General features: G+C 63.1%; 19 protein-coding genes and 2 riboswitches. Of the genes, 13 read left to right on the top strand and 6 right to left on the bottom strand.

What is annotated here, in order from left to right; all coding sequences use genetic code 11:
* Positions 1-10 precede the first annotated feature (10 nt).
* The 6 genes from AAGW05_RS08285 to mnhG are packed head-to-tail and all read left to right on the top strand — an operon-like array spanning position 11 to position 6,440.
* A complete protein-coding gene (locus tag AAGW05_RS08285; protein WP_411804034.1) occupies positions 11-2,989 on the top strand; it encodes a Na+/H+ antiporter subunit A in 2,979 nt (992 codons plus the stop codon).
* Positions 2,986-3,528 carry a Na(+)/H(+) antiporter subunit C gene (locus AAGW05_RS08280; protein ID WP_411804033.1) on the top strand — a complete coding sequence of 181 codons (543 nt, stop codon included), beginning with the start codon at positions 2,986-2,988 and terminating at the stop codon, positions 3,526-3,528. The genes AAGW05_RS08285 and AAGW05_RS08280 overlap by 4 nt, the downstream gene beginning before the upstream one ends.
* A complete protein-coding gene (locus AAGW05_RS08275; RefSeq protein WP_411804032.1) occupies positions 3,525-5,153 on the top strand; it encodes a Na+/H+ antiporter subunit D in 1,629 nt (542 codons plus the stop codon). Before AAGW05_RS08280 ends, AAGW05_RS08275 begins: the two co-directional genes overlap by 4 nt.
* Positions 5,150-5,809, top strand: a complete 660-nt coding sequence (locus tag AAGW05_RS08270; protein ID WP_411804031.1) for a Na+/H+ antiporter subunit E — start codon at positions 5,150-5,152, stop codon at positions 5,807-5,809. The genes AAGW05_RS08275 and AAGW05_RS08270 overlap by 4 nt, the downstream gene beginning before the upstream one ends.
* 5 nt (positions 5,810-5,814) lie before the next feature.
* Positions 5,815-6,081: a monovalent cation/H+ antiporter complex subunit F gene (locus tag AAGW05_RS08265; protein WP_411804030.1), complete on the top strand. Its 267-nt coding sequence runs from the start codon at positions 5,815-5,817 to the stop codon at positions 6,079-6,081.
* On the top strand, positions 6,078-6,440 hold the full coding sequence (mnhG, locus tag AAGW05_RS08260) for a monovalent cation/H(+) antiporter subunit G (protein WP_411804029.1): 363 nt from the start codon (positions 6,078-6,080) through the stop codon (positions 6,438-6,440). Before AAGW05_RS08265 ends, mnhG begins: the two co-directional genes overlap by 4 nt.
* Positions 6,441-6,484: 44 nt before the next feature.
* On the opposite strand, the gene AAGW05_RS08255 is transcribed toward mnhG, so the two are convergent.
* Positions 6,485-6,745 carry a DUF4235 domain-containing protein gene (locus AAGW05_RS08255; protein ID WP_411804028.1) on the bottom strand — a complete coding sequence of 87 codons (261 nt, stop codon included), beginning with the start codon at positions 6,743-6,745 and terminating at the stop codon, positions 6,485-6,487.
* A gap of 289 nt (positions 6,746-7,034) precedes the next feature.
* Between AAGW05_RS08255 and AAGW05_RS08250 the strand changes: the two genes are divergently transcribed.
* The 5 genes from AAGW05_RS08250 (at position 7,035) to AAGW05_RS08230 (ending at position 15,437) form a co-directional block, all read left to right on the top strand.
* Positions 7,035-10,148, top strand: a complete 3,114-nt coding sequence (locus AAGW05_RS08250; protein ID WP_411804027.1) for a beta-N-acetylglucosaminidase domain-containing protein — start codon at positions 7,035-7,037, stop codon at positions 10,146-10,148.
* Between the two features lie 172 nt (positions 10,149-10,320).
* Positions 10,321-10,438, top strand: a riboswitch (TPP riboswitch).
* A 46-nt stretch (positions 10,439-10,484) separates the two neighbouring features.
* Entirely contained in the window at positions 10,485-11,123 is a 639-nt protein-coding gene (locus tag AAGW05_RS08245; protein WP_411804026.1) for an ECF transporter S component, read from the top strand.
* A 2-nt stretch (positions 11,124-11,125) separates the two neighbouring features.
* Positions 11,126-12,694 (top strand): ABC transporter ATP-binding protein, encoded by a 1,569-nt coding sequence (locus AAGW05_RS08240; RefSeq protein WP_411804025.1) that lies wholly within the window; start codon positions 11,126-11,128, stop codon positions 12,692-12,694.
* Positions 12,691-13,488, top strand: coding sequence for an energy-coupling factor transporter transmembrane component T family protein (locus AAGW05_RS08235; protein WP_411804024.1), 798 nt, complete (start codon positions 12,691-12,693; stop codon positions 13,486-13,488). Before AAGW05_RS08240 ends, AAGW05_RS08235 begins: the two co-directional genes overlap by 4 nt.
* A 416-nt stretch (positions 13,489-13,904) precedes the next feature.
* On the top strand, positions 13,905-15,437 hold the full coding sequence (locus tag AAGW05_RS08230) for a UDP-N-acetylglucosamine 1-carboxyvinyltransferase (protein ID WP_411804023.1): 1,533 nt from the start codon (positions 13,905-13,907) through the stop codon (positions 15,435-15,437).
* A 108-nt stretch (positions 15,438-15,545) separates the two neighbouring features.
* Here AAGW05_RS08230 and AAGW05_RS08225 read toward each other — a convergent pair whose 3' ends face one another.
* The 3 genes from AAGW05_RS08225 to AAGW05_RS08215 form a co-directional block, all read right to left on the bottom strand.
* Positions 15,546-16,757 (bottom strand): O-succinylhomoserine sulfhydrylase, encoded by a 1,212-nt coding sequence (locus AAGW05_RS08225; RefSeq protein ID WP_411804022.1) that lies wholly within the window; start codon positions 16,755-16,757, stop codon positions 15,546-15,548.
* Positions 16,758-16,878: 121 nt separating this feature from the next.
* On the bottom strand, positions 16,879-17,271 hold the full coding sequence (locus tag AAGW05_RS08220; RefSeq protein ID WP_411804021.1) for a rhodanese-like domain-containing protein: 393 nt from the start codon (positions 17,269-17,271) through the stop codon (positions 16,879-16,881).
* Complete coding sequence (locus AAGW05_RS08215) at positions 17,268-17,528, bottom strand: DUF1737 domain-containing protein (RefSeq protein WP_411804020.1); 261 nt, start codon at positions 17,526-17,528, stop codon at positions 17,268-17,270. The genes AAGW05_RS08220 and AAGW05_RS08215 overlap by 4 nt, the downstream gene beginning before the upstream one ends.
* An 82-nt stretch (positions 17,529-17,610) precedes the next feature.
* Positions 17,611-17,731, bottom strand: a riboswitch (SAM riboswitch).
* 113 nt (positions 17,732-17,844) lie between these two features.
* On the opposite strand from AAGW05_RS08215, the gene AAGW05_RS08210 reads away from it, so the two are divergent.
* Entirely contained in the window at positions 17,845-18,468 is a 624-nt protein-coding gene (locus AAGW05_RS08210) for a Pr6Pr family membrane protein (RefSeq protein ID WP_411804019.1), read from the top strand.
* Position 18,469: 1 nt separating this feature from the next.
* On the opposite strand, the gene AAGW05_RS08205 is transcribed toward AAGW05_RS08210, so the two are convergent.
* Complete coding sequence (locus tag AAGW05_RS08205; protein WP_411804018.1) at positions 18,470-19,399, bottom strand: aminodeoxychorismate lyase; 930 nt, start codon at positions 19,397-19,399, stop codon at positions 18,470-18,472.
* A gap of 10 nt (positions 19,400-19,409) precedes the next feature.
* Positions 19,410-19,727 (bottom strand): hypothetical protein, encoded by a 318-nt coding sequence (locus AAGW05_RS08200; RefSeq protein WP_411804017.1) that lies wholly within the window; start codon positions 19,725-19,727, stop codon positions 19,410-19,412.
* Between the two features lie 202 nt (positions 19,728-19,929).
* Between AAGW05_RS08200 and cls the strand changes: the two genes are divergently transcribed.
* Entirely contained in the window at positions 19,930-21,405 is a 1,476-nt protein-coding gene (gene cls / locus AAGW05_RS08195) for a cardiolipin synthase (protein WP_411804016.1), read from the top strand.
* The last annotated feature ends 81 nt before the right edge of the window (positions 21,406-21,486 follow it).

Genomic DNA, 21,486 nt, shown 5'->3' with positions numbered 1-21,486 from the left:
TGGAGCCCTAGTGCTGTTTGTCGTGTGTGCACACTTCATAGTGGCCATTTTCGCGCCCATTTTGTTTTCCAGGTTGGGCCGGTCCGCCTTCTATTTCCTGGCGGCAGTCCCTGGAATCAGCTTTATCTGGCTCGTGGCGCAATACAAAAATGTGTATTCCGACACGCTGCCCATCCCCTCCTTGGACATTGACTGGGTTCCCGTCCTTGACCTGAACCTTTCCTTCCGCATGGATCAGCTGTCCTGGCTGATGTCACTGCTGGTGTTGGGGATCGGCGCGCTGGTGCTGGCCTACTGTGCAAGGTACTTCAAATCGGACGACGCCGGACTGGGCGGCTTTGGTGCCCAGCTGCTGGCCTTCGCCGGGGTCATGTTTGGCCTGGTGACTGCCGACAACCTCATTCTTTTGTTTGTTTTCTGGGAACTGACAACCATCCTTTCCTACCTGCTGATCGGCTACGCCCGCACCCGCGTCGCGGCACGGCGTGCGGCATTGCAGGCCCTGATCGTCACGACCTTTGGCGGACTCGCCATGCTGGTCGGACTGATCATGGTGGGCGAAAGCGCCGGCACCTACAGCATCTCCGGGGTCCTGGCGAAGGCACCGGAGATGGTGGCCTCAGTCGGAAGTCCGCGCGTGGTCCTGGACATCGGTGTGGCCTTGATCCTTATCGGTGCCGTCACCAAATCGGCCCTGCTGCCATTCCACTTCTGGCTGCCAGGCGCCATGGCGGCGCCGACCCCCGTCAGTGCCTACCTGCACGCTGCGGCCATGGTGAAGGCCGGCATCTACCTCATAGCCCGCCTGGCGCCAGGATTCTCGCAGACCGAGTACTGGCAACTCATGATCGTGGCGCTCGGGCTGGGCACCATGCTTCTTGGCGGTTGGCGGGCCCTGCGCCAACACGACCTCAAGCTGATTCTGGCCTACGGCACAGTGAGCCAGCTGGGATTTATAGCGTTGGTGGTCGGCCTCGGTGGGCAGGAGGCGGCCATGGCCGGCATGGCCATGGTGCTGGCCCACGGCCTGTTCAAGGCGTCGCTGTTCCTGGTCGTCGGAATCATTGATCACCAAAGCGGCACGCGCGACATCCGTGAACTGTCGGGGGTCTTTAAGTCGGCACCCAAGCTGGGAGTCGTGGCCCTCGTCGGTGCAGCTTCCATGGCCGGCCTGCCACCCTTGGCCGGATCCGTTGCCAAGGAAGGCATCTTCCAGGCGTTCATCGCCTCGGCGGAGCACGGCCCGGCAGGACCTGTTGTCGGCTGGATTGTCCTGGCCGGCATGGTGGTTGGCTCGGCGTTGACCTTTGCCTACAGTGCCAGATTCATGTGGGGCGGATTCGCCGCCAAGTCCAAGGGCATGGCCACCGTGTTCAAACCCGTTGGCTGGCTCTTCCTGGCAGCACCGGCACTGCTGGGAGTGCTGACACTGGCCTACGGCATCGTCCCACATGTCGTCGAAGGCTGGATCAAGCCCTACAGCGTCCAGTTCCCGGCATATGATCCGCACGGCATACATCTTTTGCTGTGGCACGGCTTCACCCCGGCGCTGGGCTTGACGGCCATCGTCGTCGCCGCTGGAATCGGAATGTTCGTGCTGCGCGGGCGGATGGAGGCCTTCCAAGCCCGGATCCCTTCGGTCGTTGACCTTGAGCGTGGCTACCGGCAATCCATTGTGCTCCTTGACGCGGTGGCCATTTGGGTGACCGGTCGGACCCAGCGCGGTTCGCTGTTCTTCTACCTTGCCGTCATCTTGTCCACAGCCATCGCCTCGATCCTGGCGGTGTTGTTCCTCACCGAGCAGCACTGGACCAACGACGTGTACTTCATAGACCCCGCCTCGCCCTTCCAGCTGATCGCCGGTGCTGTCATGGTCATTGGTGCCATTGCGGCCGCACGGGCGGACAAGCGCTTCATGGCAGTGCTCATGGTTTCCGTCACTGGATACGGCATTGCACTGATCTTTGTGCTGCAGGGCGCACCTGACCTGGCCCTGACCCAGGTGCTGGTGGAAACCATCATCCTCGTGGCATTTGTACTGGCCATGCGTTCACTGCCGGCACGCTTGGCGGAGCGGGAAACCGCCGGCAACCATCGTGTCCTCCGGATCATTCTGGGTGTGGTTTTCGGTGCGACCATGGTGGTGGTGGGTGTCGCGGCGATGGGTTCGCGCATCCACGAACCCGTGAGCCTTGGGTTGCCGAAGCTGGCCTATGAAGGCGGCGGAGGGCTGAACGTTGTCAACGTGACGCTGGTGGACATCCGTGCCTGGGACACTTTCGGTGAAATTTCCGTCCTTGCCATTGCGGCCACGGGTATTGCCAGTTTGATCTTTGTGCGCGGACGCGGCCAGCGACTGCCCCGCGCGGAAACGGTGGCAACAGGCAGCATCGGTAAGGTGCAATCACCGGGCTTCGAGCCAACCGTTGCAATTGCCAGAAAATTCACTGCCTCATCCAGCAACCCCTGGCTCGTGGCAGGGCGCACGCTGGCTCCGGAGCGGCGATCGATCATCATTGAAGTGGTCACAAGACTGGTTTTCCACAGCATCATCGTCATTTCCATTTATCTGCTGATGGCCGGTCACAACGGCACCGGAGGCGGCTTTGCCGGTGGCCTGGTGGCAGGGCTCGCCTTGACCATCCGCTACCTGGCCGGTGGCCGCTTTGAACTGCAGGAGGCCACCCGAATTTCAGCCGGAACCCTGCTGGGCCTGGGCCTGGCCATGGCCGCCATGACCGGGATAATCCCGCTGTTCCTTGGCGGGGAGATCTTCCAAAGCGCCATCATTGCCTTTGATCTACCCATCTTCGGGCACGTGAAGTTTGTCTCCTCTACGCTCTTTGACATCGGCGTCTACCTTGTAGTTGTGGGCCTGGTGGTTGATGTTTTGCGCAGCCTGGGCTCGGAGATTGATCAACATGAAGAGGACGGCATGGCGGGCATCGAGCTGATCGAGGACGAAGAGCCGTTGGAGGCCGGACGATGAGCGTCAACCTCACCCTGCTCCTTGTCATGGGCGTGCTTTACGCCGTCGGAATTTACCTGCTGTTGGAGCGCAGCCTGACCCGTGTCCTGCTGGGCCTGATGCTGCTGGCCAATGCGACGAACCTGCTGCTGCTGGCGACGGGCGGCTATGCCGGGCTGGCGCCAATTTACAATAAAAACATTCCTCCTACGGAATTCAACGATCCGCTGCCGCAGGCGTTCATCCTGACCTCTATTGTGATTTCCTTCTCCGTGACAGCATTCATGCTGAGCCTGATTTACCGGTCCTGGCTGCTAAACCGGGCCGATCACATCCAGGTGGACAGTGAGGATCTCCGCGTTGCCAAACAGGAACTGTACGACGACGAGGAAGACTCCGAAATTGCCGTCGAGGTCTCTGACTTCCACGAGAACAACCAGCCGCTGGAGCGGCGTGAAACCATTCCGGGCATTCGGCTCGTAAAGGTTACGCCGTCATATTCGCAGCCCCAGAATCGGATCAAACGCGGTTCTGACAAGCAGGGGGAGGGGAAGGAATGAACGTCGCAAGTCTTGCCCCGCTAGCTGTGGCGCTGCCATTCCTTGGCGCCGCCCTGGCTTTCGTGCTGATCAGGCACCCTCCGGCGCAGCGCCGCGTCAGCCTTGGCACCATCAGCGTCACCCTTGCCCTAGAAATTTGGGTGCTGGCCAGTGTCTGGAGCTCGGGCCCCGTCGCGGTCCATCTCGGCGGCTGGTCGCCACCTTTTGGCATCGTCCTGGTTGCCGACCAGTTTTCCTCCCTGCTTTTGGTGATCTCCTCGGCGGTGAGCCTTGCGGTTTTGGCCTACGCCACCGGTCAGGGCGCCGCTGACGGTGAGGAAGGTGGACCCCTGTCGGTCTTTCACCCCACCTATTTGATCCTTGTGGCTGGCGTTTCCAACGCTTTCCTGGCCGGGGACTTGTTCAATCTGTATGTGGGCTTTGAAATCCTGCTGACGGCCAGTTACGTGCTGATGACGCTCGGCGGAACGGGTTCCCGCATCAGGGCCGGCATCACCTATGTGGTGGTCAGTGTTGTCTCCTCGCTCCTGTTCCTCATCGCCATCGCCATGGTGTACGGCGCTACAGGAACCGTCACACTGGCTGACCTTGCCCTCAAGCTGGGCGAATTGGACCCCGGCACCCAAGACCTTTTACATGTGCTGCTGTTGGTGGCGTTCGGTATCAAGGCAGCCGTCTTCCCGCTGTCGTTCTGGCTTCCAGACTCCTACCCCACAGCCCCGGCCCCGGTCACAGCAGTGTTCGCCGGATTGCTGACCAAGGTGGGCGTTTACGCCATCATCAGAACGGAGACCCTGCTCTTCCCCTCCGATAGTTTCAATTCGGTGCTGCTGGTGGTCGCCCTGCTGACAATGATCGTGGGAATTCTGGGCGCCATCGCCCAAACAGACATCAAGAGAATGCTCTCCTTCACCCTGGTGAGCCACATCGGGTACATGATCTTCGGCGTCGGGCTTTCATCGGTGCTTGGCCTGGCCGCCACCATCTTTTACGTCATCCACCACATCACGATTCAAACGTCCCTGTTCATGGTGACGGGGCTGATTGAGCGGCGCGGCGGCTCGTCCTCGATCAGTCGGCTGGGCGGGCTGGCGAAACTGTCGCCCATCCTGGCCTTGCTGTACTTCATCCCGGCCATGAACCTTGCAGGCATCCCACCGTTCTCCGGCTTCCTGGGCAAGCTGGGGCTCCTGCAGGCAGGCGTGGCCGACGGCTCGCAGCTGGCCTACACGCTGGTGGTCGGCGGCGTGGTGGCAAGCCTGCTCACCTTGCTGGTGATGGCCCGTGTATGGAACCGCGTGTTTTGGCGCAGCACCGCCGACGCCGAGGACCCGGAACCCGTACTGCTGGCCACCGCGCCGGATGCCTCGGGCAAACAGAGCATGCGGGCCCTGCGCACCAGCAAGCATGTGGATGCCACGGAGGGACGTTTTTCCGGAGACATCGAAGTTCCCATCCTGCCTAAGATGATGGTGTATTCCACTATGGGCCTTGTGGTCCTTGGCGTTGCCATGTCGGTCTTTGCCGGACCACTTTTCCACCTGAGTCAGGACGCTGCCACGAGCATGCTTGAGCGCACACCGTACATCGAGGCTGTTCTTGGTACTGGGGCGGTGACGCCATGAGCCTCTCCGAGAACGCGGGGCGCAAGCGCGGTGTCCTGCAAAAACTGCCGCTGCTGATTTGGCTTGTCATTGTGTGGGGCGCCCTATGGCAGGACTTCAGCGCGGGAAACCTGATTTTTGGTGCGTTGATAGCCCTTGGGGTGTCGCAGGCATTCCACCTTCCGTTGGTTGAACTGAGCGGTCGTTTCAACGTATTGCGGGCGCTGGCATTCCTGCTGTGGTTCCTTAAGGAAGTCACGATTGCCAGTTTTCAGGTGCTTTACTGGGCGGTTGCGAAAGGCCCGCGGATCCGCAACGCCATCATTGCCGTGCCGTTGCGCAGCCCCTCGGACCTGCTCATGACCGCAGTGGGCCATGTCCTGTCGCTGATCCCTGGTTCGCTGGTGGTTGAGGTCGATCGGGGTTCGGCAACGCTCTACGTCCATGCCATGAATGCGCCAACGCCGGAAAGCGTGGAGCAGGTCAGAGCCAACATTCAAGGCATCGAGGCCAGGCTCATCCAGGTCATGGGCACCAGTGCCGAGCTTGCCGCACTGAGAGCGGAACGGGCGGGATCGCCCCTGCTGCCCCACGCAGGTATTGTGCCGGCGGATGCTCCACAGGGTGATGCGCCACCGGGTGATGCGCAGGACCAGGTAGACGGGGAGGCGAAGTAACAGCCATGCAAAGTGTTGTCATTATTGTTATAGCGTTGCTGTCGCTGGCCGCGGCGGGCACGATTTACCGGATCGCCACCGGGCCGTCACTGCTTGATCGGGTGATTGCCTCCGATGTGCTGCTGGCCATCTTTGGTGCCGCCCTGGCCATGGAAATGGCCATGAACCAGCACACCGACAACCTGGCCTTGTTGGTGGTGCTGATGGTCATCGGCTTCATCGGTTCCGTCACGGTTGCCCGTTTCGTGGCACACAAGAAAGAGGACGGATGAACACCTTCCTGGACGTTCTTACGGCCATCTGCCTGCTACTTGGTGCTCTCATGAGTGTGGCCGCGGCCATTGGCTTGTTACGTTTTCCTGACCTGATGAGCCGTATGCACGCGGCTACCAAGCCACAGGTTTTGGGGCTGTTGCTGATGCTGACGGCCATGGGCCTGCAAATACGGTCGTGGTCGTTGCTGCCCATCCTGATTGTGGCGTGGATTTTCCAACTGCTCACGGTTCCAGTCTCCGCGCACATGGTGGGCCGCGCAGGCTACCGCACCAAGCACCGCCGGCCCGAAATGCTCAGCGTCGACGAGCTCGACCAGGTCGTGGCAGCCGTGGTCGAAGGCGAGGGCGAGCCCTAGCCTTCTTCGTCTATGACGCACTTACTGCAGCGGAAAGCGCTTGCTCAGACCTCTTCGGGATGCTTGTTGAAGCGCGCGATGGCCTTCTGGGTTGTGCGGCCGGCGAGGGTCTGGATGATAGCCGCCACGATGGATGAGACGAGCGCGAATGTCAGTGCCGAGCGGAGGCTTGTCTCCAAATCAGCGCCGTCCTTGGGTGGCTTGTGGCCGGTACTTTTCTCCCACACCCTGTCAACCAGCTTGCTGGCCACAAATCCCGCGCCAAGGCTCACTCCGGTTCCGAGCAATTTGAAGACGATGTTCATGAAGGACTCCTCAGTGTTTGGTGGACCCGTGAGGGCAATAACCTTAGGGCCAGCCTATCCGCTTCCATGCCGGCGGCCAGGGTTCCCCACGCCGCAGTCGGCTGGACGATGGCTTGCAAAAGGGCCAAAAGCGGCGCCGCGGCATGACCTCTAGCGGGCGCGCCGTTCACGGTGCAATGCCACGCGTAATCAATTGACGTGCGTTACGTCACATCAGTATAGTTGCGATCAAAATGTGATCCATATCAATCTTTGATTTCATGTGCTTGAAGTCGCTAAGGGGAACAGTGTGAAACGCGCTTTAAAAAATGCCGCCACCGGGGCCCTTGCCCTGGCCATCATCGCCGGGGGAGGCTTGGCTGCGCTATCGCCAGCCGCACTTCCCGCAGCCGAGGCGGCCACGTCGCCGGCGCAGATCCTGCCTACCCCGCAACAGGCCAGCACTGCCGGGGTATCGGTTCCGCTAACCGGGACGGTGAAGGTGGCTGTTGGCGCCAACACCGACGCTGCCGCCAAGAAAGCCCTGGGCCAGGTCATCGCCAAGGCCGGTGGAACCGCTGCTTTCGTAACCAGCGGCACCGATGCCACTGTTTTCCTGGGCACCACGGCCGACAATGCCGCACTCCCCGCCGCGCTTACAGCTGTTGGCTCCGCCAGCGCCGATCCACTTGCGGCGGACGGTTACGTCATTGCCACCGGCAACATCGCGGGCAAGCCCTCCCTGTTGCTTAATGGCAAGGATGCCACCGGCACGTTCTACGCCGTGCAGAGCCTGGGCCAGGTTGTTGCCAACGGCGCGGCCCCGGCCATGACTGTCAAGGACTGGCCGCTGATGTCCATCCGCGGCGGCATTGAAGGTTTCTATGGCATCCCGTGGTCCCACCAGGCGCGCATGGACCAGTTCGAGTTCTACGGCAAGCACAAGATGAACACGTACATCTACACGCCCAAGGACGACAACTACCTGCGCTCAAAGTGGCGCGATCTGTACCCCGCAGCGGAATTGGCGGACCTGAAGGAATTGGTGGACAAGGCAAACGCCAACCATGTGAACTTCACCTTTGCACTGTCCCCGGGCAACGACGTTTGCTATTCATCGGACGCTGATTTTGCCAGTACCATTGCCAAGTTTGAGCAGTTGCGCAACATTGGTGTGAGCAGCTTCTACGTTGCCCTCGATGACATCAACCCTGTTCTGAACTGCGCCGCGGACAAGGCAAAGTTCACCAACACCGGCTACCGGAGCCTTGCCGACGGACAGGCGTTTTACCTCAACCGCATTGTCAACGACTACATCAAGGTGCACAAGCTGCAGCCGCTGCAGACCGTTCCCACCAACTACGCCGGTTCCGCCGCTGACCCGTACAAGGACCAATTCGGCCTGGCCACGGATGATTCCATTCTGATTCAGTGGACAGGTGAAGGGGTCTTCTCCGACACCATCACGGAAGCCTCGGTTACCAAGGCAGTCCAGACCTACAACGCAGAGCACTTCTACATCTGGGACAACCTGCCCGTCAACGACGGCCAGCGCGGCCGCCTCTTCCTCAATCCGCTGGAAGGACGCGATCCCAACCTGTACAAGCACATTGACGGCATCACCTCGAACCCGATGATCGAGGCCTATGCCTCAATGATCGCCCTGGCGGGTTTTGGTGACTACTCCTGGAACAGCCCCGTCTACAACGCGGCAACCACGCAGTCCGCCATCATCACCGAGCTTGCAGGCCCCGACGTGGCAGTCCGCAAATCTCTTGAGACATTCGTGGACCTGAACCAGAGTTGGAAGCCCTATCGCCCCACCTCCAAGACGGCTCCGGCGCTGACAGCGGATATTGCCTCATTCTGGACCGCCTTCGACGCGGGCAACGCGGCAGGCATGGCGCCCCTGAAGGACCGCCTGGCAATCATCAAGGCCGGCCCCACAACCCTGGCGACCATGGCCATGGGAGGCTTCTACGCAGACTCCAAGCCGTGGATTGATGCGGCCGCCCATTGGGCCACGGCCATGCAGGAGCAAATCTCCATGCTTGAAGCCATCAAGAACGGCAAGGGCGTTGCCGCCACTGACGGCGCACTGGCTGCAAATTCCGAGATGGCCCTCGCCAAGCGAGCGACCGTATCCGACGTCGGCCCGAACAACATTGGCACCAAGGCGAACGTCATCGTCCCTTCTGTGGGTGACGGCCTGTTTGAAATCTTCACGACAGCCGCAAAGCAGCGCTACAACACCTGGTTGAACCTGACCCCCGTGGCATCGGCCAACCGTTTCGCGGCCACTGCGACATCCTCCCTGCCCACGTATCAGAGTTACGCCACCTCTCGGATGGTGGACGGGGACGCCAGCAGCCTGTGGTGGTCAAGCGCCCCGCCGGTTGTCGGTTCCAGCGTGACCATCGACCTGGGCGCCGTGAAGGACGTTGGCAAGGTCGTGATCCAGCAGGCCGATTCTGATTCCAATACAGGCGACATGTTCTACCACGGACGCGTTGAGTACTCCACGGACAACGCCGCCTGGACGGCCGCAGGAACCTATGACAGCAAGCCGCGCATCGAGCAGAGCTTCGACACACCAGTCAAGGCCCGCTACATCCGCCTTGTTGCCACGGGGACCAACACGGGAGGGCAGTGGATCAAGATCCGTGAATTCCAGGCGTTCGAAGCCACGCAGAAGTTGAGCACGAACCTGCCAGGGGCCAACGGCACAGGGGCTGAGAGTGCGTTCGACGCCAGCATCGGCACGGCCTTCGAGTCGGCCGCCGTGCCGGTTGCGGGATCGCAGCTGAGCTACATCATGGATGCCCCGGCCGCCATGAAATCGGCCGTTGTGGTTGGCAATGTGGCCGGTGACCTGCAGGTGAAGGTCGACGGCGCATGGGTCACCCTGGGTGCCTTGAACCCGGCGCTGAGTTTCCAGGAAGCCGTCCTGAACCAGGCAACCGTCGAGGGTGTCCGCATCCTGTTCACCCCGGGTGCAGTCAGTGCCGCCGGCGACAAGCCTGTCGTGTACGAACTCGGACTGCGGGCCACGGGCCCGGTGGCGGGTGGCCCCTACGTTGGTGACGTAGTTGAACCGACCCCAACACCTTCACCTAGTGCTACGCCGAGCGCTACTGCGTCGGCTACCGCAACAGCAACGGAATCCTCCACTCCGACGGAGTCTGCCAGTGCCAGCAACAGTGCCACGGCCAGCGCCAGTGCGACGTCGGAGAACACCGGCACGCCGACCATGACTGCAACCAAGACCGCAAACGGTGCAGCCACCACTGCGACCACCACAGCCGCGACTGGTGATGACCTCGCCAGCACGGGCTTCAACCTTGGTGCGGCCGGCGGGATCGCCATGCTCCTCATGCTTGGCGGCCTGATCCTTGCCCGCCGCCGCTCGGTGCGCCAGCACTAGGAACCAGCACCAGGAAAGCACTGCGGGAGTCCGCCCCAACGGGCAGGCTCCCGCGGTGCTTTTTTGTGCGCCGTGCCGGGCGCCGCCCGGCCCGGCCGCCTCGACGCAAGGGGGCATTTATAAGACACATTGGCCCCCCGGCATGCAGCGGGGGTATGCTGAAGCCGCAATTCAAACACGACAGGGGAGCGTCCACCCATCCTGGGTAGCGGCGCTGAGAGTGCGGTTCGCCGCAGACCCTCGAACCTGCTCCGGTTAGTACCGGCGAAGGGAGTCGAGTTCTCTTCGGCTGCGCGGAAATACCGTTGCGGCCGCCCCTCCTGAAAAGGAGGACTCATGAACAAGTCACTGGCCGGCGAAAACGCCGCGCAAAACAAGCACAACCAGGCATCGCGCAAGAGCAGCTGGCGGGTTGTTGACATCGTTGTGGTGTCGGTCCTCGGTGCCGCCGTGGGTGTCATCTTCTGGCTATGGTCCGCCGGCTACGGCCTGATTAGCGCGTTCACCATCGCCTTCCCGCCCGTTGCCGGACTGTATGGCGGCGGCTGGCTGATTGCAGGCGTCCTGGGCGGTCTGGTAATCCGCAAGCCCGGTGCCGCACTGTATTGCGAGCTGATCGCGGCAAGTGTTGAAGGCCTGCTGGGCACGCATTTTGGCTTCACTGTGCTGCTTTCCGGCCTGGTCCAGGGCCTCGGCGCGGAGGCGGCGTTTGCCCTGTTCCGTTACCGCAAGTTCACGCTCCCCGTTTCCGTGCTCGCGGGGGCGCTTGCAGGCTTGGCCATGGGCCTGAATGACAGCTTTCTCTGGAACATCGTCTGGGCCTTTGAATGGAAGCTGGTCTACGTGGTCCTGGCCATTGTTTCTGGGGCCGTCATTGCCGGGATCCTCTCCTGGCTCGCGGTGCGCGGCCTGGCCCGGACCGGTGCACTGGCCAACCTGCCCTCCCGCGGAGCCGCCACGGAACGGGTGGTTTAGCCGTGGGTTCCAACAGGAACGACGGCGCCGGGAACCGGGGGGCTCCGGTGCGGGTCACCGCCCGGGGCTGGGGATTCCAGCATGCGGGCCGCCGGGGCCGGGCCGTCCACGGCCTTGATCTGAACATCGCGCCGGGGGAGCGGGTCCTGCTGCTCGGCCCCTCCGGCGCGGGCAAGTCAACGCTGCTGCACGCCCTGGCCGGTGTGCTGGGCGAGGACGAGGAGGCCAACGAGGTAGGTGAACTGCTCATTGACGGCCGTCCCGTGGCGGAATCCCGCGGCCGGGCCGGTCTCATGCAACAGGACCCCGACTCCCAGGTGGTCCTCTCGCGCATTGGCGACGATGTCGCGTTCGGCGCCGAAAACCTTTCCGTCCCGCGGGAGGAAATCTGGCGCCGCGTGCATGACGCCCTTGAATCCGTGGGCCTTGACCTGCCCCTGGACCACCCGAGCTCCGCACTTTCAGGTGGTCAAAAACAGCGCCTCGGCTTGGCCGGCATGCTCGCCATGCGCCCCGGACTGCTGCTGCTTGACGAACCCACCGCCAACCTCGACCCCGCCGGAGTCATGGAGGTGCGCGATGCGGTCCGCCGCAGCCTCGACGAAACCGGCGCAACCCTCGTGGTCGTCGAGCACAGGGTCTCCGTCTGGCTCGACGTCGTTGACAGGATCGTCGTCCTGGCCCCCGACAGGCTCGGCGAACCCGGCGGTGTCCTCTTCGACGGCCCGCCCGCCGCGGTCCTGGCGCAAAGCCGCGATCTTCTGGCACGCGCCGGAATTTGGGTGCCCGGATATGTCCCCCACGTCCGGCCCCGCGTCAATCCAGGCTTGCGCATCCCCATGGACGACGCCGGAACCGGCCTGTTGCTTGAAGCGTCGGCTCTTGCCGTCTCCCGCACCAAGGGACGCAGGCGGCACCCGGTGGTGCCGGCCGCAATCGTGCCTTCCATCAAGGTTATGGCGGGGGAGGCGCTGAGTGTGACAGGCCCGAACGGGTCGGGAAAATCTACGCTTGCGCTGACAGTTGCAGGCTTGCTGCCGCCGGTTGGCGGGGAGCTTGCGGCACTGCCCGGGCTGTCGCGCGGGGCCGGATCCTCGCCGTTGAAATGGCGTGGGCGGGAACTGATCAGCCGGATCGGCACTGTCTTCCAGGAGCCCGAGCACCAGTTCATTGCCGGCAGCGTCAGGGATGAGCTGATGCACGCGCCGAAGCTGCTTGGCCGCGGCGAGGAGGCGGTCGGGGAACTGTTGGTGCGCCTGCGGCTTGAGCATCTTGCCGGGGCGAATCCTTTTACGCTGTCCGGCGGTGAGAAGCGCCGGCTCTCTGTTGCGACGGTGCTTGCGGCGAGTCCGCAGGTGCTGGTGCTCGATGAGCCGACGTTTGGTCAGGACGCGAACACCTGGGCGGAACTGGCGTCGCTGCTGACCGAACTCCTGGATGCGGGCACCGCCGTGGTCTCGGTGACGCACGATGCCGCCTTCACCGCCGTGCTCGGAGGAGACCGGTTGGTGCTGGGCAACCCCGAGCCGGCAGGTCGCGTGGCTGCGCACCAGGCGGTGATGGGGCTGTGAGTGTTGACATCATTGCCACACCGCGCTCCGATGCGTGGCTGGCCCGTGCTAATCCGTTGGCGAAGTTGGGCGCCGGAATGGCAGTCACCATTGTGCTGCTGATCAGTGTCGATTGGGTGTCTGCCACGGCAGCCTTGGTGCTTGAATGTGCGTTGCTGCCGCTCGCCGGTTTGAGTGCGCGCATGCTGGCGCTCCGGGGCTGGCCCATCTTGGTTGCCGCTGTTGTGGGCGGTTACGGGACAGCCCTGCTGGCACCAAAGACGGGGGAGATGCTGCTCGCACTGGGACCTGTCACCTTTACAACGGGTTCGCTGGAGGCGGGTGTGGCCATCGCATTGCGTGGACTGGCCATCGCCCTCCCCGGCATCATCGTGCTTGCCTCCACCGACCCCACCGACCTGGCCGACGCGCTCGCGCAAAAGTTGCGGTTGCCGCATCGCTTTGTCTTGGGTGCCCTCGCAGCCATGCGCCTTGTGGGCCTCCTGGTGGCTGAGTGGCAAACCCTGGGCATGGCCCGGCGTGCCCGCGGGGTGGGCGGGGAACCCGGATTTTTCCGCGGCATCAAGGCCCAGCTTGGCCAGGCCATGTCCCTGCTGGTGCAGGCAGTGCGGCGGGCATCGCGGCTTGCCGTCACGATGGAGGCCAAGGGCTTCGGTGCGGGACCGCGCACCTGGGCGCGGGAATCCAGCTTCGCCCGGCACGACCTCGCCGTGGTGGGCGCAGGAGTGGTGATTGCGGCAATGTCCGTGGGCGCCGCCGTGGTGCTTGGCACCTGGAATCCGGTGTTTGGCTGACGCTGGGGAACATGCGGCGACACAACCGGGAACCATCCGTTGTGTCGCCGCCGGAAGGGTTGGCGCGTCGCTCGCCTATGCGGTCTTCATCCTGGTGACGAACCCGTGCGACGTGCTCACAGCCGTCGCGGAACGCATCACGAATCTGGCCGCCGGTCGCATTTTCAGCTCAGGGGTCTGCCTCTCCGGCGCCCGCATTGCAGCCGTGGCTCGGCACGGGCGGCGCGGCATTCACTCCCTCGTGGTTTGCCATGTCGGGCCGGGGGCGGGGTACGGTAGAGGAAGTAAATGACTCAAACATATTTACGCCATCGAATTTATCGCACGTAACGGTTATTAATTAACGTTTTTCGCGAGAACTGTCCAAAGCGTCACATTTGTCCTGCTAAATATGCATCTCATGATATAAAAGTTACATGACTCAAATGGCTGCAGAAACCGTTGGCGTATTGGTGCGGGATGCACGCAATGAAAAAGGCTGGACCCAGGGAGAATTGGCAACCCATTTGGGCACGAGTCAAAGCGCCGTGGCCCGGATGGAACAGGGCAAGCAAAACCTGAGCCTGAAGATGATCCAGCGCATGGAATCCCTGCTTGAAGCCAACCTGTTCAGCATTGGCGCGGCAAGCAAGAGCGCAGTGACCCATCTGCGCGTCCACGGCGGCCGTGAACTCTCCGGCAGCGTCGCTGTCAACACCAGCAAGAACGCCGGCGTCGCCCTGCTTTGCGCCAGCCTGCTGAACCGCGGCACCACCACCTTGCGCCGCTTGGCCCGCATCGAAGAAGTCAACCGCATCGTGGAACTGCTCACGTCGATCGGCGTCGAGTGCACCTGGCTTGAAGACAACGACCTGCAGATCCGCCGCCCCGCCGTGCTCGATTTGGCCGCCATGGACATTGCCGCCGCCAAGCGCACCCGCAGCGTCATCATGCTGTTGGGCCCCCTGTTGGATGAAGAAGACACCTACCGCATTCCCTATGCCGGTGGCTGCGACCTCGGAACCCGCACCGTGGAGCCGCACATGCAGGCCCTGCGCGAATTCGGCCTCACCGTGAAGGCCCACGACGGTTTCTACCAGGTGCAGGCTCCCGTCAGCGACACCGAAGACCGCACCTTTGTGCTGACCGAGCGCGGTGACACCGTGACCGAAAACGCCATCATGGCCGCCGCGCACCGCGAAGGCACCACCGTGATCCGCAATGCCAGCCCGAACTACATGGTCCAGGACCTCTGCTTCTACCTTCAGGGCCTGGGCGTCGGTGTTGACGGCGTTGGCACCACCACACTGACCATCAAGGGCAAGTCCCGCATCGATGTGGACATTGAGTACGCGCCGTCCGAGGACCCCATCGAGGCCATGAGCCTGATCACCGCCGGTATCGTGACGAAGTCCGAGGTCACCGTGACACGCGTTCCCATTGAGTTCATGGAAATTGAACTCAAGGTGCTCGAGCAGATGGGCTTCCGCTACCTCAAGTCCCCCGAGTACATGGCCCGCAACGGCAAGACCCGCCTGGTGGACATCACCACCTTGCCGTCTGAGCTGAAGGCCGCACCGGATAAGATCCACGCCATGCCGTTCCCGGGGCTGAACATTGACAACCTGCCGTTCTTCGCCGTGATCGCCTCGTGCGCCGAGGGTACAACGCTCATCCACGACTGGGTCTACGAGGGCCGCGCCATTTACCTGACGGAACTGAACCGCCTCGGCGCCGGCGTCCGCCTGCTTGACCCGCACCGCATCGACATCAAGGGCCCCGTCGCCTGGCGTGCAGCGGAAATCGGCTGCCCTCCGGCCCTTCGCCCCGCCGCCTGCATCCTGCTGGCCATGCTGGCCGCGAAAGGCACGTCCGAACTGCGCAACATTTACGTGATCGAGCGCGGCTACGAGGACCTGGCCGAGCGCCTAAACACCATCGGCGCCGAGATCGAGTACTTCCAGGACTGATCCGCGCATAAAGTACGACTCCGCGCATAAAGTACGACGTCGGCGGGTGACCGTCAAGGGAAGGGGCCCCGCCGCCGTCGTGCTTCCAGCCTCAACGAGGCGGGCCGGCTAGATTGCGGCCAGGGCCCCGGCCAGATCGGACTTGAGATCCTCGAGGTCCTCCAGCCCGACCGACAGGCGCAGGAAACCGTCGGACAGCCCGATCGCGGCACGACCCTCGGGACCCATGGCGCGGTGCGTCGTGGTGGCCGGGTGGGTGATGAGGGACTTCGCGTCGCCGAGATTGTTGGAGATGTCGATGACCTGCAGCGCATTCAGCAGTGCAAACGCCGCATCCTTCCTGGTCCCACCGGCAGGAGCAGCAAGCTCGAAGGTCAGCACAGTGCCGCCGGCCTTCATCTGCTTTTTGGCCAGCTCGAATTGCGGGTGCGATGGCAGGTGCGGGTACAGCACGCGCGCAACCTGCGGCTGCGCCTGAAGGAACTCACCCAGGGCCAGCGCGTTGTTGCATGAATGGTTGACGCGCAGGCTCATGGTTTCAAGGCCCTTGGTCAGCACCCAGGCATTGAATGAAGACAAGGCGGGCCCGGTGTGGCGCATCAGGTTCCTGACGGGGCCGTCAATGAATTCCTTCGTGCCAAGGATCGCCCCGCCCAAAACCCGGCCCTGCCCGTCAATGTGCTTGGTGCCCGAGTACACGATGATGTCAGCGCCGAAGTCGCCGCAGCGCTGCAGCAGCGGGGTGGCGAACACGTTGTCGGCCACCACCTGGGCGCCGGCGGCGTGGGCGAGGTCGCACACCGCCTGCACGTCAACGATTTCCTGCATCGGGTTCGACGGCGACTCAAAGAACACCGCCGTGGTGGGCACCGACAACGCCTCGCGCCACTGCTGAAGATCCGGTCCGTCAACGAACACCGTCTCCACGCCCCAGCGCGGGAGCAGTTCGTTCAGGATCACGAAGCAGGAGCCAAAGAGCGAGCGAGCAGCCACCACGCGGTCCCCGGCAGCCAACAGCGCACCCAGGGCCGTGAACACGGCCGACATGCCCGACGCCGTCGCAAAGCACGCCTCCTTGCCCTCGAGCAGGCGCAGCCGTTCCTGAAACGTTGCCACCGTCGGGTTGCCGTAGCGCGAGTACACGAACCTGTCGACCTCGCCGGTGAACGCCTGCTCGGCGGCCTCGGCGGACTCGTACACAAAGCCGGAGTTCAGGAAAAGGGCTTCGGAGGTTTCCTGAAAGTTGGTGCGGTCAAGCCCGCCACGCACGGCCCGGGTGTCCTGGGCCCACGTGGCTGCGTGCTCGTTAAAGTTGCTCAATTGCGTTTCCTTGGCTGTCGCTGGTGGTGCGTACTTGTTTTAAGCACGACGGCGGCACAATCGTCGGACGATTGGCGTACCGCGGTGCTGTGTGGGCGGTGCGTTGGGGCTCAGTGGCGTGTCAGTGCCAGGGCAGGTTGCGGTTCTTCCAGCCGTTGGCCACCCTGTCGCCGTAGCTGTCGGGCACGCCCTCAAAGCCCTCGAGAATGTTGTAGGCCGTGTAGCCGGCGGCCGTTGCGGCCTCGGCTGCGGCAATGGAGCGCGCTCCCGAACGGCACAGGAACACGAGTGGCTTCCCGGTGGGCACGGCTGCCTGCAGCTGGGTCAGGAACTGGGGGTTGTTCGTTCCGTCGGCCAGGTTCCACTGGATGAAGACAGGCTCGGTGTCCAGGGTTGAGGTGTCGGGGACGCCGATGTGGGCCCATTCGCCGTCGGTGCGCACGTCAACGAGGACGGCCCCGGCAGCCACCCGGTCCCAGGCCGTGTCGGGGGCTAGGTCGCCGGCGTAGCTCATGCGATGCCCTCGCCATCGAACTCCAGCTCGGCGTCGAGGTCATCAACGGCATTGGCGACTGCGGCATCGCTGGTGGCAATTGCCTGCGGGAGAACCACTGCCTGGGCCGCGATCACCGAGGTGCCGTTGAACGTCACCGCGGGCCCGCCGTGCAGGACGTAGCCGTCTGCCAGGGCTTCGGAAATACGCTCACAAAAGGAGCGGTCGTCGGGGCCGGTGATGAGCCGGTAGGCCAGGGGGGATTCTTCCGCGGACATGATGTCTCCTCATTGCAAGTGGCTGGCATTTGCAAGCGGACGCTGGTGGCGGTGCTTAATACAAAGGGCTCCACCGCAGGAGGGTTCGCGCTTGCAAACATCAGCCGTTGGTAGCTGGGTTTGCCGAGTATTCACCTGAGGCACCCCGCCGGAAAGAGGGTTGCCGGCCAGCAAGTCAGGGCTTTGTGCTGGCACTCATTACTCCCCTTGAAAGTAGCACATCCACCCCCGCAGGCACCCACTAGTTCCAGAGTGTGGCACAACGTGACGCCGGGGATGCGGGGCGGTGACGCCGTGAACTGGCAGAATAGGCTCCATGACCTCCAGCCGCGCCTTTGCCGCCGTCCGTTTCCTGTGCGGGGCGGTGACGCTCATTGCCGTCGGAACCCAGCTGGGTATCCACATCGGCCACGGCTTCAGCGTGTTGAACTTCTTCAGCTATTTCACCAACCTCTCCAACATCTTCGCCGCCGTCGTCCTTGTCGTGGACTCGGTGCTGACGTGGCGCGGGAAAGATTTGGGGCCGGCGTGGGCTTTGCTGCGCTGCATCTCGGTGGTGTGCATGGCCCTGGTTGGCATTGTCTTTAGCGCGCTGCTGAGGGACGTCGATCTGGGCTCCCTGCTTCCGTGGATCAACACCTGGCTGCACTACGTCATGCCTGTCGCGGTGGTGGCCGATTGGCTGATCCAGCCGCCCCGCCACGGAATCCCGCTCAAGCGCGTGGCCGTCGCGGTGGTGTTTCCGCTGGCATACCTGGCCTATTCCCTGACCCGCGGCGCCGCCACAGGGTGGTACGCCTACCCGTTCCTGAACCCGTCGGACGGCGGATATGCGGGCGTGCTGCTGACCTGCCTTTTCATCGCCGTGGGTTTTGTGGCGATGACGCTGCTCATCATGGCACTGGGCAACCAGCTGCGCAGGAAATTGCCCGTGGCGTAGTTCAGAGGGTCTGTGCCAGCAGCGCCGAGAGTTCTGCGCTGAGCCGTTCCCGGATGTCCCTGGTGCCGATTTCCGCACCGTCGATGGTGTTCACTGGTGCCAGCAGACGCATGCTTGAAATGAGCCACACGGCGTCGGCGTCGAGCAGGTCCGCGGGGGTCACGGGGCCGTAGCCAAGCTCCCATCCTGCAGCCTTCGCCGCGGCAAAAAGTGCGCCCTGCGTTGTGCCGGGCAGGATCCCGGTGTCAAGGTGGGGGGTGATGAGCCGCTTGACGGGGACGCCCGAGTCGTCGGATATGTGTGCCAACAGAACGGACGACGTGGGCCCCTCCAACACGAGCGAGTCGCCACTGGTGAAGATAACGTCATCGGCGCCCAGCTTGTGGGCGTGGCGCAGGGCGGCCATGTTCACCGCATAGGAAAGGGTCTTGGCACCCATGAGCAGCCACGGGGCGCGCGCGGCAAGGTCGCTGTCGTAGCCGCGGTCAAGCAGGAGAACGTCCAGCCCCTTGGCGCGCTGCTCGGCCAGTGCAGGGGAAACGGCTGAAACCTGCACCCAGGCTGTGGGGGCGTTGGCGCCCTCGGGTCCGCGTGTGGCGATCAGCCGCACTACGCACTGGTCTTCAGCAAGCGCCGAGGCGACTGCATCTGATGCCTGCGGCGACGTGTCGGCGTAAGCCGTGAGCGCCGTCGTGATTGCGCCCTGCCAGAGGTCGGCGGCGGGAATCGCCAGGTCCATGATCTGGGCCGAAACGGCAAGTCGGTCCAGGTGGGCCTGGATCTTGCGTGGGACCCCGTTGATCGCGAGCATGGACTCAAAAACGCCGTCCCCCCGCGTGACGCCCTGATCGGTGGCCAAAATGGCCGGCGATGCGGCGTCGGCCAGGCGGCCTGCGGGGTGGGCGGGGTCCAGAAATACCAAAACTGTCATGCTTTAGAGCTTATCCCCACGCCTGGGCCAGGACTGACTTGCCAAAGGTGAAGGCACGGACCAGGCCGATAACGCCCAAAATGATGACCATGATGAACAGGCCCAGCAGCACCTCGAGCACACGCATACCGGCAGAAATGCAGTGGCTGAAGATGCCCACCGCAACCTTGATAGCGCCGGTGATGAGGAAGTTGATGCCAAGGATCATGGCAACTGCCCCGCTGGCGGCATACGCGATGCGCAGGCCCTTGAGCGGCTGCTGTGGGAGCTTCTGCGGGTCCAAGGAAAAGACGTCGATAGTGACATGGGCGCGGCCTGAGCTGCTCATGGTGTGCTTTCCTTCGCCCGTTGGAATATACGCCCGGCATAGCGGCCGGATGCTTTCTTCGGGGGTGGAATCTGCAGCACCCTCGGTGTCACACTCGTGGGGCAGGCAGTACTCGGGCTCTGGCGCTGGGGCGGATAGGCTGGTGGCATTCGCAGTTATAAGGAGCCGAGGATCAAGGCCCCTGGGGGAAGGGGAAGACTGGATGATTTGGACGGCATTTAATCTGCCCACGGGCGCATGGTTTTCCCTCATCGTTCTGTTCGTTGATTTGGCCATCCGCATCGTGGTGCTCGGCATCATCCCCGGAAACCGGCGGCCCACCACGGCCATGGCATGGCTGCTGTGCATCTTCTTCCTTCCGTACCTCGGCCTGGTCCTGTTCCTCATGTTCGGCAACTTCCGGCTCTCACGACACCGGCGTGAAAAGCAGGCCGCCGTCAACCAGCGGATTGTGGAGGGAACCAAGGGCATTGCCTCCCAGGTGGGGTCCTACGAAGGGCCGGTCTGGGTGAAGTCCGCCATGGAGCTGAACCAGAACCTTGGCTTCTTCCCCGCACTTGGCGGCAACACCGTCCAGTTGATCCAGGGGTACCAGGAGTCCCTTGACGCCATGGCCGATGAGGTCAGCCGCGCCACCGAATTTGTCAACGCCGAATTTTACATCATGAGCTCGGACAGCTGCACCGACAGGCTTTTTACGGAGTTGGAAGCCGCGGCCGAACGTGGCGTGCGCGTGCGCGTGCTCTTTGACCACATCGGTTCCCTGCGGGTTCCCGGCTACCGCGGCATGATCCGCCGGCTCAAGGCCAGCAAGATCCAGTGGCGCCGCATGCTGCCGCTGCTGCCGGTCAAGGGACAGTGGCGCAGGCCCGACCTGCGCAACCATCGCAAGATCCTTATCGTTGACGGGCGGGTCGGGTTTACCGGCTCCCAGAACATCATTGAGCCGTCCTACCGCAAGAAACACCACCGCAAGATTGGCCGAAAGTGGGTCGAGCTGATGTCGCGGCTGGAAGGGCCCATAGTGGGCACCCTGAACGTCATGTTTGCCACCGACTGGTCCTCGGAAACTGAGGAAACCCTTGAATCGCAGCTTGCCACGTCCCACTGGGATTCCTTCTCCGGCGGTTCGCTGTGCCAGGTGGTGCCCAGCGGCCCGGGGTTCGTCACCGAGAACAACCTGCGACTGTTCAACACCTTGCTGTACTCGGCGGAAGAGCGCATCACCATCTCCAGCCCTTACTTTGTGCCCGACGATTCGCTGCTCTACGCCATCACGACGGCGGCCCAGCGCGGGGTCCGGGTGGAACTTTTCGTATCGGAATCGGGTGACCAGTTCCTTGTCCACCACGCCCAGCGGTCCTACTATGAGGCGCTCTTGAAGGCCGGCGTGCGGATATTCCTGTATCCCAAGCCGCTGGTCCTGCACGCAAAGCACTTCACTGTGGACTCGGACGTTGCCGTGATCGGGTCCTCCAACATGGACATGCGCAGCTTCTCCCTCAACCTTGAGGTCACCGTCATGATGATCGACGGCGACGTGGTTCGCCAGATGCATGCCGTCGAGGACCGCTACCGGGCAGTTTCGCGTGAGCTGAAACTTCAGCAGTGGGTCAACCGGCCCGTCCTGGCCCGCTATGTGGACAACGTGGCCCGCCTGACAGCCACCCTGCAATAGCGGCTGCGGACCGGCGCCCGCCGGTGCGCATGGCTCCTGAATCCCCCGCACATGGGGCCAGGGCGCCCGGATGCGAGGCCG

The sequence above is a fragment of the Arthrobacter sp. LAPM80 genome, from assembly GCF_046736435.1.
Taxonomy (GTDB): domain Bacteria; phylum Actinomycetota; class Actinomycetes; order Actinomycetales; family Micrococcaceae; genus Specibacter.
The sequence above is the reverse complement of the archived record's forward strand: the minus strand, read 5'-3'. Positions and strand labels throughout refer to the sequence as shown.

Bases quoted from the DNA above. Each gene is read 5' to 3' on its own strand.
- AAGW05_RS08270 (WP_411804031.1), top strand. From the start codon at position 5,150: ATGAGCCTCTCCGAGAACGCGGGGCGCAAGCGCGGTGTCCTGCAAAAA.
- AAGW05_RS08255 (WP_411804028.1), bottom strand. From the start codon at position 6,745: ATGAACATCGTCTTCAAATTGCTCGGAACCGGAGTGAGCCTTGGCGCG.
- AAGW05_RS08245 (WP_411804026.1), top strand. From the start codon at position 10,485: ATGAACAAGTCACTGGCCGGCGAAAACGCCGCGCAAAACAAGCACAAC.
- AAGW05_RS08200 (WP_411804017.1), bottom strand. From the start codon at position 19,727: ATGAGCAGCTCAGGCCGCGCCCATGTCACTATCGACGTCTTTTCCTTG.
- AAGW05_RS08205 (WP_411804018.1), bottom strand. From the start codon at position 19,399: ATGACAGTTTTGGTATTTCTGGACCCCGCCCACCCCGCAGGCCGCCTG.
- cls (WP_411804016.1), top strand. From the start codon at position 19,930: ATGATTTGGACGGCATTTAATCTGCCCACGGGCGCATGGTTTTCCCTC.
- AAGW05_RS08215 (WP_411804020.1), bottom strand. From the start codon at position 17,528: ATGTCCGCGGAAGAATCCCCCCTGGCCTACCGGCTCATCACCGGCCCC.
- AAGW05_RS08230 (WP_411804023.1), top strand. From the start codon at position 13,905: ATGACTCAAATGGCTGCAGAAACCGTTGGCGTATTGGTGCGGGATGCA.
- mnhG (WP_411804029.1), top strand. From the start codon at position 6,078: ATGAACACCTTCCTGGACGTTCTTACGGCCATCTGCCTGCTACTTGGT.
- AAGW05_RS08280 (WP_411804033.1), top strand. From the start codon at position 2,986: ATGAGCGTCAACCTCACCCTGCTCCTTGTCATGGGCGTGCTTTACGCC.
- AAGW05_RS08220 (WP_411804021.1), bottom strand. From the start codon at position 17,271: ATGAGCTACGCCGGCGACCTAGCCCCCGACACGGCCTGGGACCGGGTG.
- AAGW05_RS08210 (WP_411804019.1), top strand. From the start codon at position 17,845: ATGACCTCCAGCCGCGCCTTTGCCGCCGTCCGTTTCCTGTGCGGGGCG.
- AAGW05_RS08275 (WP_411804032.1), top strand. From the start codon at position 3,525: ATGAACGTCGCAAGTCTTGCCCCGCTAGCTGTGGCGCTGCCATTCCTT.
- AAGW05_RS08265 (WP_411804030.1), top strand. From the start codon at position 5,815: ATGCAAAGTGTTGTCATTATTGTTATAGCGTTGCTGTCGCTGGCCGCG.